Source organism: Micromonospora sp. NPDC005305 (assembly GCF_040607315.1).
GTDB lineage: Bacteria > Actinomycetota > Actinomycetes > Mycobacteriales > Micromonosporaceae > Micromonospora.
Map to the genome: position 1 here is coordinate 143,622 of NZ_JBEXGL010000013.1, position 8,767 is coordinate 152,388.

An 8,767-nucleotide genomic window follows, 5' to 3' on the forward strand; every position below is an offset into this window, starting at 1 on the left:
TCAGCGGCTCACCGCCTCGTAGACGAAGTTCAGCAGGGCCACGTCGCCGTCGCGGCGGCCGTACGCGGCCGCGGCGCCGCCCATCGCGGCGAGCCGCTGCGGGTCCCGGATCAGCGGGATCACCGTGCGCTCGACCCAGGCCGGGGTCACCTCGGCGTCGTCGACGAGCAGCCCGCCGCCGGCCTCCACCACGGGCAGCGCGTTGCGCTTCTGCTCCTGGTTGCTGTGCGGGTACGGCACGTAGATGGTGGGCAGGCCGATGGCGGCCACCTCGGCGCAGGTCATGGCGCCGCCGCGGCCCAGCATGAGGTCGGCGGCGGCGTAGCCCAGCTCCATCTCCGACAGGTAGGGCAGCGTCACGTAGGGCACCGGCAGGTCGCTGGGGACCGAGACCGGCTCGTTGCGGGCGCCGATGACGTGCAGCACCTGCACGCCGTTGCGGGCCAGTTCCTTGGCCGCCCCGGAGACCGCCAGGTTGATCGAGCGGGCGCCCTGCGAGCCGCCGGCCACGAAGAGCACCGGCAGGTCGGGACGGAGCCCGAAGTGGGCGCGGGCGGCGTCGCGCACGGCGGCCCGGTCCAGCCCCGCGATGCCCCGGCGCAGCGGCACCCCGACCACCCGGGCGTCGCGCAGCGACTCGGCCTGCGCCGGCTGGTGTGGGAAGCCGACCGCGACGTTCTTGGTGAACTTCATGCCGAGCCGGTTGGCCACGCCCGGCGGCACGTTCACCTCGTGGATGACGATGGGCAGCTCGCGCCGCCACGCGGCCAGGTAGCCGGGGACCGACACGTACCCGCCGAAGCCGATCACGACATCGGCCCGCACCTCGTCGAGCACCTTGCCCGCGGCGCGGGCCGCCTTCCACATCCGGTCCGGGGTGCGCACCAGGCTCATGTTGACCGAGCGGGGCAGCTGGTAGGCCGGAATCTGGCGCAGGTCGTAGCCGGCCGGCGGGATCAGCTCGTTCTCCAGCCCCTTGGGTGTGCCGAGGCAGGTGATCCGGACGCTCGGGTCGTGTCGGCGCAGGCAGTCGGCGAACGCGAGCAACGGGTAGATGTGCCCACCCGTGCCGCCTCCGCAGAGCACCACCGAACGCAGCGGACCCATCAGCGTCTCCTCTCGCTCGCCGTGCCGGCGCGCGCCCGGTCGGACCGGACGCCGCGGGCCGCGGCCTGGTCGTCCTGCCGACGCGAGCGGGACCGGGGCACGGACCCTCGGTCCGCCGGTGGCGGCGCCGGTCGACGGCGCCGGCCGGGAAGCGGCGGCAACGGGGCCCACACTAGTCGGACCCACCGGGCCGGCGGACGGGCATGCAGGGCCCGCGCCGCGTCCGGCTCGGCCCGGGCGAAGGAGGCGAGCATCCCGACCGCGGCCAGGGTCACCACGAGGGCGCTGCCACCGTCGGAGATGAAGGGCAGGGGTACGCCGGTGAGCGGCAGCAGCCCGGTGACCCCGCCGATGTTGATGACGGCCTGGCCGACCAGCCAGGCGGTGACCCCGGCGGCGGCGAGCCGGCGGAACGGGTCCTCCACCCGGCGGGCGATCCGCAGCCCGGTGTACGCCAGCACGGCGAAGAGCACCAGCACCACCGTGCAGCCGACCACCCCCAGCTCCTCGGCGATCACGGCGAAGATGAAGTCGTTGTGCGCCTCGGGCAGCCAGCCGAACTTGGCGCTGCTCTTGCCGAGACCGACGCCGAACCAGCCGCCGTTCTCCAGCGCGAAGCGGGCCTGGACGAGCTGGTAGCAGTTCGGCAGCTGCTCGTCGAAGCAGGTCTTCGGATCGGGCGGGTCGAGCCACATGGTGAGCCGGCCCAGCCGGTAGTTCTCGGCGTCCCGGGACCCGGAGCCCGCGCCGAGCGACGCGGCGGCGACCAGCAGGCCGATGCCGGCGAGGCCGATCGCGGAGAGGGTGGCGAAGACCCGCTTCCGGACGCCGGCCGCCCACAGCAGGCCGACCACCAGGGCCAGCAGGCAGAGCATGCTGCCCAGGTCGTTGTAGCCGACCAGCACGAACAGCAGGCCGACGACCGGGAACAGCGGGGTGGCCAGCTCCCGCCACCAGCCGAGCGCGGCGCCCTTGCGGACGAGCACGTGGGCGCCCCACAGCACCAGCGCGAACTTGGCCACCTCGACCGGCTGCACCGAGATCGGGCCGAGGTAGAGCCAGAGCAGCTCGGCCTTGAGCGGGCCGATCGCCTTCACCCGGAACAGGGCCTCCAGCGCGACCAGCAGGTTGAGCAGGAGCAGCAGCACGACCGCGAGGCCGAGCGCCGGGCGGCTGCCGGCCCGGAACGTCTTCGCGGGCAGTCGCTGGCAGGCCCAGAACGCCACCACGCCGATCACCGCGAAGATCGTCTGCTTGACCAGGGACGCCGTGGCGTCCCCCTCCTCGGCGTAGTCCTTCACGCTGGTCGCCGAGAAGACCATGGTCAGCCCGATCAGCAGCAGCAGGCCGGCGCTGGAGAGCAGCAGGTAGTAGGAGGCCAGCGGCCGGGCCAGCAGGCCACGCAGCGCGGCCAGCCCGCCGGCCGCGTCCAGCCCGAGCGGCGGCCCGGGCGGGTCGGCCGGACGGGTCGCCGCGGGCGGCCGTCGGGCCTGCGTGTCGGTCGCGCCCTCGGTGTCTCTCGCCTCCCCCACCCGCCCATCATGGCGGCTCGACCCGCCCGTCCGTGGCGCAACCGCCCGGTCGGCGTGTCGGAACGCGAAACGGCGGGACCCCTGGTAACACCGAGGGATCCCGCCGTGACGCAGCGGCAGGCGGTCAGCTCACCGCGGCGAGGAACTCGCTGTAGAACAGGCCCAGCGCGATGGCCACCCCGATGCCGGCGATGATCCAGAACCGGACCACGATGTTGACCTCGCTCCAGCCGGCCAGCTCGAAGTGGTGCTGGAGCGGTGACATGCGGAACACCCGCTTGCCGGTGGTGCGGAACGAGATGATCTGGATCACCACGGACATCGTGATGATCACGAAGAGGCCGCCGATGATCGGCAGCAGCAGGATGGTCCGGGTGGACATCGCCATGCCGGCGATCAGCCCGCCCAGGCCCAGCGCCCCGGTGTCGCCCATGAAGATCCGGGCCGGCGACGTGTTCCACCACAGGAAGCCGACGCAGGCTCCGGCCGCCGCCCCGGCGATCAGCGCGATCTCCAGCGGGTCCCGGACCGTGTAGCAGTACTCCCCGGCGGGGTAGTTCGGGTCGGCGCACCAGTGCCGGTACTGCCAGAACGCGATCAGCGCGTACGCGGCGAGGACCATCACCGAGGCGCCGGTGGCCAGGCCGTCGAGGCCGTCGGTGAGGTTCACCCCGTTGGTCGCCGCCATCACCACCAGGATGATGACGATCACCGCGCCGATCTTGCCGATCTCCAGGGCCGGGATGTCCCGGATGAAGCTCAGCATGGTGCTGCCGACGGTCTCCGTGTTGGTCGCGTTGCCGCGGACGTCGGTCATGCTGCTCGGGAAGTAGAGCGCCACCACGCCGAAGATCGCGCCGACCAGGATCTGGCCGGCGAGCTTCCCGCGCTTGTTGAGGCCGCCGCTGTGCCGCTTGCGAACCTTGAGGAAGTCGTCGATGAAGCCCACCGCGCCGGAGAACACCATGAGCCCCAGCAGCACCAGCGCCGTGATGGTCGGCTCGACCTGGGCGATCTGCGCGTCCGGCAGGGTGGTCAGGGCCAGGTGGCCGGCGACGTACGCGATCACCGTGGCCAGGATGAAGACCACGCCGCCCATGGTGGGCGTGCCCTTCTTGCCCTGGTGCATGGCCGGGCCCTCGGCCCGGATCGGCTGGCCGGCCTTCAGCCGGGTGAAGACCTTGATCGCGATCGGGGTGCAGAAGAGCGAGATGAGGAAGGCGACCCCGATGGCGACGATCACCGCCCTCATGCGGCCGGTCCATTCTCGGCGTCCGCGCGCAGCGCGTCGGCCACCTCCCAGGTCCGGTACCGGGAGCCCTTCACCAGCACCACGTCACCCGGACGTAGCTCGCTCCGCAGCACCTCGACGGCCGCCGCCTGATCGGTGAGCAGCACCGACTCTCCTCCCCAGTTGCTTACCGCTGTCGCGCCTTCGTGGATCGGCGCCGCCGGCTCGCCCACCACGAGCAGCCGGTCGACCCCCAGCTCGGCCGCCAGGCGGCCGACCTGCTGGTGCCCCTCCCGTTCGAAGTCGCCCAACTCGGCCATGTAACCGAGCACCGCGACGGTACGCCCCGTACCCCGCATGCTCGCCAGCGCCCGCAGCGCCACGCCGGTGGAGGCCGGATTGGCGTTGTACGAGTCGTCGATGAGGATCACCCCGTCGGGGCGCTCGAACACGTCCATCCGGCGGGTGGAGACCAGACCCAGCTCGCCCAGGGCCACCGCCAGCTCGGCCAGCGGCAGGCCCAGCTCCCGGGCGACCGCCGCGGCGGCCAGCGAGTTGGACACCTGGTGCCGGCCGGTCAGCCCGAGCCGCACCGGCGCGCTGCCCTCCAGCGTGACGAGGGTGTACGAGGCACGGCCCCGCCCGTCCAGCGTCACGTCGACCGCCCGCACGTCGGCCCGCTCGGACTCGCCGTAGCGGACCACCCGGGCCTGCGTGCGCGCCGCCATGGCGTCGACCCGCGGGTCGTCGGCGTTGAGCACGGCCAGCCCGTCGGCGGGCAGCGCCTCGACCAGCTCGCCCTTGGCCAGCGCGATGGTCTCCACCGAGCCGAACTCGCCGATGTGCGCCACCCCGACGTTGAGCACCACCGAGATCCGTGGCGGCACCACCTCGCACAGGTAGCGGACGTGCCCCACCCCCCGGGCGCCCTTCTCCATGACCAGGTAGCGGGTCTCCGGCCCGGCCTGCAAGGCCGTGTACGGGTGCCCCAGCTCGTTGTTGAACGAGCCGGGCGGCGCCACGGTCGGGCCGAGCCGGACGGCGAGCTGGGCGATCAGGTCCTTGGTGGTGGTCTTGCCGGAGGAACCGGTCAGCCCGATGACGGTCAGGCCGGGCAGCCGGTCGACCACCGCGCGGGCCAGCCGCCCCATGGCGTCGAGCGCGTCGCCGACCAGCACCATCGGCACGCCGGGCACCTCGCGGGTGCCGAGCACGGCCACCGCGCCGGAGGAGATCGCCCCGGCCGCGTAGTCGTGCCCGTCCACCTTCTCGCCCGGGAAGGCGACGAAGAGGCCGCCGGGGGTGACCTTGCGGGAGTCGAACTCCACCGAGCCGGTGACCCGGGCGTCCGGGTCGGCGGCGACGAGCCGGCCGTCGACCGCGGCGGCCACCTCGGCCAGGGTCAGCGGGATCATCGCTGCCCCACCAGGTCGCCGAAGCGGGCGCGCAGCGCCTCGGCCAGCTCCACCCGGTCGTCGAACGGCAGCACCTCGCCGTTGATCTCCTGGCCGCGTTCCTGCCCCTTGCCCAGCAGCGCCACGATGTCCCCCGGTTCGGCCATTCGGACCGCCTCCTCGATGGCGGCCCGCCGGCCGGGCGCCTCGATGATCCGCGCGCCGGTGCCCGCCGCGTACGCGCCGGCCAGCACCTCGGCCCGGATCGCGGCCGGGTCCTCGGTGCGCGGGTTGTCGTCGGTCACCAGCACCACGTCGGCGCCCCGCGCGGCGGTGGCACCCATCACCGGCCGCTTGCCCCGGTCCCGGTCGCCGCCGGCGCCGAGCACGCAGATCAGCCGGCCGCCGGTCAGGTCGCGCAGCGCCACGAGGACCGCCTCGATGGCGTTCGCCTTGTGCGCGTAGTCGACCACCCCGCGCACCGGGGCGTCGCCGCTGACCAGTTCCAGCCGGCCGGGCACCCCGCCGCAGGTGGCCACCCCGCGGGCCGCGGTGGCCGGGTCGACCCCGGCGGCCACCAGCGTGGCGACGGCCAGCAGCGCGTTGGCCACGTTGTGCCGGCCGGGCAGGGCCACGCCGGTGGGCAGGGTCAGCCCGTCGGGGCCGTGCACGGTGAAGCGCTGCGCGTAGCCCTCGCCGCCGATCCCGTCGGCCCACCAGGTGGCGGTCGGGTCGCCGGCCGCCGAATAGGTCACCGTCGCCGGCTTGAGCAGCGGCCGCAGCGCCGGGTCGTCGTGGTTGAGCACCTCGACGCGGCAGCGCCCGTCGAAGAGCTTCGCCTTGGCGGCGAAGTAGTCCGCCTCGTCGGCGTGGAAGTCCAGGTGGTCGGAGCCGAAGTTGGTGTAGCCGCCGACGTCGAACCGGACCCCGCCGACCCGGCCCATGGCCAGGGCGTGGCTGGAGACCTCCATGACCACGGTGTCCACCCCGCGCTCGCGCGCCACCGCGAGCATGGCGTGCAGGTCGGTCGCCTCGGGGGTGGTCCGGACGCTGTCGATCACCAGGTCGCCGAGCCGGGTCTCCACCGTGCCGATCAGGCCGGTGGTGTGCCCGGCGGCGCGCAGCCCGGACTCGATGAGGTAGCTCGTGGAGGTCTTGCCGGCGGTGCCGGTCACGCCGATCATGGTCAGCCCGGCGGTCGGGTCGCCGTAGACGGTGGCGGCGACCTCGCCGAGCACCGCCCGAGGGTCGTCGACGACCAGCACGGGCAGGCCCGCTCCGGCGGCCAGCGCGACGCCGGCCGGGTCGGTCAGCAGGGCCACGGCGCCGGCCCCGGCCGCCGCGGCGGCGAACTCCGCGCCGTGCCGGCGGGCACCGGGCAGGGCCGCGTACAGGTCGCCGGGGCGGACCTCCTGGCTGGCGTGGGTCACCCCGGTGACGGCCACCTCGGCGGCCCCCTCCGGCGGCGCGACGGCCAGCCGGGTGGCGAGGTCACCGAGCCGGACGGGATTCACGGTGGCGGGTCGTGGATTGCCGGGCACGGCGTCAGACCCTACCCGGTCGTCCGGTTCCGACCGCACAGCCGCCCCGGTGGTTCGTCGCCACTCACCGATGATGTCCCGCCCTCCCGGCTCAGTGCGGAAAGACCTCGAACTTCGGGGACTTGTTGGTGGCCGAGGGCGGCACCCGGTAGTGCCGGAGAGTGAAGGACATCATGTCCCGGAAGGCCGGCGCGGCCACCGCCCCGCCCTCGCCGCCCGGGCTCCAGGCGAAGACAGCCACCACGTACCTCGGCTTCTCCGCCGGGGCCATCCCGATGAACGAGGCGACCTCGCCGGGCTGGCGCTTGCCGTTGTCGTAGCGCAGGCCGGTGCCGGTCTTGCCGGCGACCCGGTAGCCGGGCACCGCGGCGGCCAGGCCGGTGGCCCGCCCGTCCGGGCCGTCGACCGTGGTGACCGCCTCCAGCATCCGGCGCAGCGCGGCCGCGTTCGCCGGGCTGAGCACCGAGCGGGTGACCGGGGCGGCGCCGGGCTTCTTCTTCCCGTCCGGGCCGACCACGTTCTTGATCAGGTGCGGCTGGACGTACGTGCCGTCGTTGGCGATCGCGGCGTACGCGGCGGCCATCTGCAGTGGGGTGGCGTCCACGCTGTGCCCGATCGGCACCGACCCGTACGACGAGCCGCTCCACTGGTTGGCCGGGAGCAGCCGGCCGCTGGCCTCCCCGGGCATGCCCTCGCCGGTGGGCTGCCCCAGCCCGAACCGCTTCTGGTAGTCGATCAGGCGATCCGGGCCGAGCTTGTCGGCGATCTTGATGGTGCCGACGTTGGACGAGAAGGCGAGCATGCCCGGGATGCTCATGGTTTGCCCGTTGGCCGGGTGGGTGTCCGTGAAGGGGACCCCGCCCAGGGTGATGCTGTTGGCCACCGGGAAGGTGGTGTCCGGGGTGATCACGCCCTCCTGGAGGGCGGCGCCGTAGGTGATCGCCTTGTGGATCGAGCCCGGGTCGACGATGAAGCTGGTGGCCGCGTCCTCGCGGTCGGCCGGCGAGTTGACCTTGGTGGGGTCGGCCGCGTTGTAGGTGGGGTAGCTCGCCTGGGCCAGCACGTCGCCGGTGCCGACCTCGATGACCACCGCGGCGCCGACGCTGTTCCGGGTCTGGGCCATCGCGTCGGACAGGATCCGCTGCGTCTTGAACTGGATGTCGCGGTCGACCGTGAGCTCCAGCGAACTGCCCGGTTGGGCCGGCGTGGTCTGGCTGTAGCCGCCCGGGATCGGCGCGGCCAGGTCGCCCTGCCCCACCTCGTACCGCTTCCTGCCGGGTTTGCCCTCCAGGACGTCGTCGTACTTCGCCTCCAGCCCTTCGAGGCCGTTCATGTCCTGGCTGACGAAGCCGAGCAGGTTGGCGGCCAGGTCGCCGCCGGGCACCTCGCGCCGCTCGTCGCGGTGTACGCCGATGCCGGCCAGGTCCAACGCCATGATCTGCTTGGCCCGGTCGATGTCGACGCCGCGCGCCAGGTACTCGAACTGCGACCAACCGCCGCCCGGCAGCTTGCGGGGCTTCATCTTCCCGGCCAGCTCGGAGGCGGGCACGCCGAGCAGCGGCGAGAGCAGCCTGGCGGTGGCGGCCGGGTTCTTGACCTGGGTGGGGTCGGCGAAGACGTACCGCGCCTCGACGCTGTGCGCCAGCGGGGCGCCGGTGCGGTCGTAGATCGCCCCGCGCGGGGCCGGCAGCTCGACCACGGCGAGCCGGTTGGCGAGGCCGCCGTCGGCGTACGCCGGGGTGCTGGCGGTCTGGAGGTAGACCAGCCGGATGCCGATGCTGGTGAAGAGGGCCAGCACGAGCAGCGTGCCGAGCCGCAGCCGGCGGCGCGGGTCGGCGAGCTTCGGCGGGCGACGCGGCTTGCGGGCCGGCCGCCGGGCTCGATTCCATGCTCTGTAAGGACCCGGTTCTTTCCCTTGGCGATGGCGTAGACGTCGATCAGCCGAACCGCAGGACTTGATTT

5 protein-coding genes and 1 pseudogene are annotated in these 8,767 nt (G+C 73.5%); all 6 read right to left on the bottom strand.

What is annotated here, in order from left to right:
• Nucleotides 1–1,107, bottom strand: a complete 1,107-nt coding sequence (gene murG / locus ABZS80_RS22305) for an undecaprenyldiphospho-muramoylpentapeptide beta-N-acetylglucosaminyltransferase (protein ID WP_355058585.1) — start codon at nucleotides 1,105–1,107, stop codon at nucleotides 1–3.
• Nucleotides 1,107–2,522: a putative peptidoglycan glycosyltransferase FtsW gene (locus tag ABZS80_RS22310; protein WP_355058606.1), complete on the bottom strand. Its 1,416-nt coding sequence runs from the start codon at nucleotides 2,520–2,522 to the stop codon at nucleotides 1,107–1,109. Before ABZS80_RS22310 ends, murG begins: the two co-directional genes overlap by 1 nt.
• A 241-nt stretch (nucleotides 2,523–2,763) precedes the next feature.
• The gene (mraY, locus tag ABZS80_RS22315; protein ID WP_355058587.1) at nucleotides 2,764–3,891 is read right to left on the bottom strand and encodes a phospho-N-acetylmuramoyl-pentapeptide-transferase; all 1,128 of its coding nucleotides are present in this window, start codon (nucleotides 3,889–3,891) and stop codon (nucleotides 2,764–2,766) included.
• Nucleotides 3,888–5,285 carry a UDP-N-acetylmuramoyl-tripeptide--D-alanyl-D-alanine ligase gene (gene murF / locus ABZS80_RS22320; RefSeq protein WP_355058589.1) on the bottom strand — a complete coding sequence of 466 codons (1,398 nt, stop codon included), beginning with the start codon at nucleotides 5,283–5,285 and terminating at the stop codon, nucleotides 3,888–3,890. The genes mraY and murF overlap by 4 nt, the downstream gene beginning before the upstream one ends.
• Entirely contained in the window at nucleotides 5,282–6,844 is a 1,563-nt protein-coding gene (locus ABZS80_RS22325; protein ID WP_355058591.1) for a UDP-N-acetylmuramoyl-L-alanyl-D-glutamate--2,6-diaminopimelate ligase, read from the bottom strand. Before ABZS80_RS22325 ends, murF begins: the two co-directional genes overlap by 4 nt.
• 52 nt (nucleotides 6,845–6,896) lie before the next feature.
• Nucleotides 6,897–8,669, bottom strand: a pseudogene (locus tag ABZS80_RS22330) (penicillin-binding protein 2); the annotation flags it as partial.
• Nucleotides 8,670–8,767: the final 98 nt, after the last annotated feature.

Coding starts and splice junctions, on each gene's coding strand:
- murG (WP_355058585.1), bottom strand. CDS start 1,107: ATGGGTCCGCTGCGTTCGGTGGTGCTCTGCGGAGGCGGCACGGGTGGG.
- murF (WP_355058589.1), bottom strand. CDS start 5,285: ATGATCCCGCTGACCCTGGCCGAGGTGGCCGCCGCGGTCGACGGCCGG.
- mraY (WP_355058587.1), bottom strand. CDS start 3,891: ATGAGGGCGGTGATCGTCGCCATCGGGGTCGCCTTCCTCATCTCGCTC.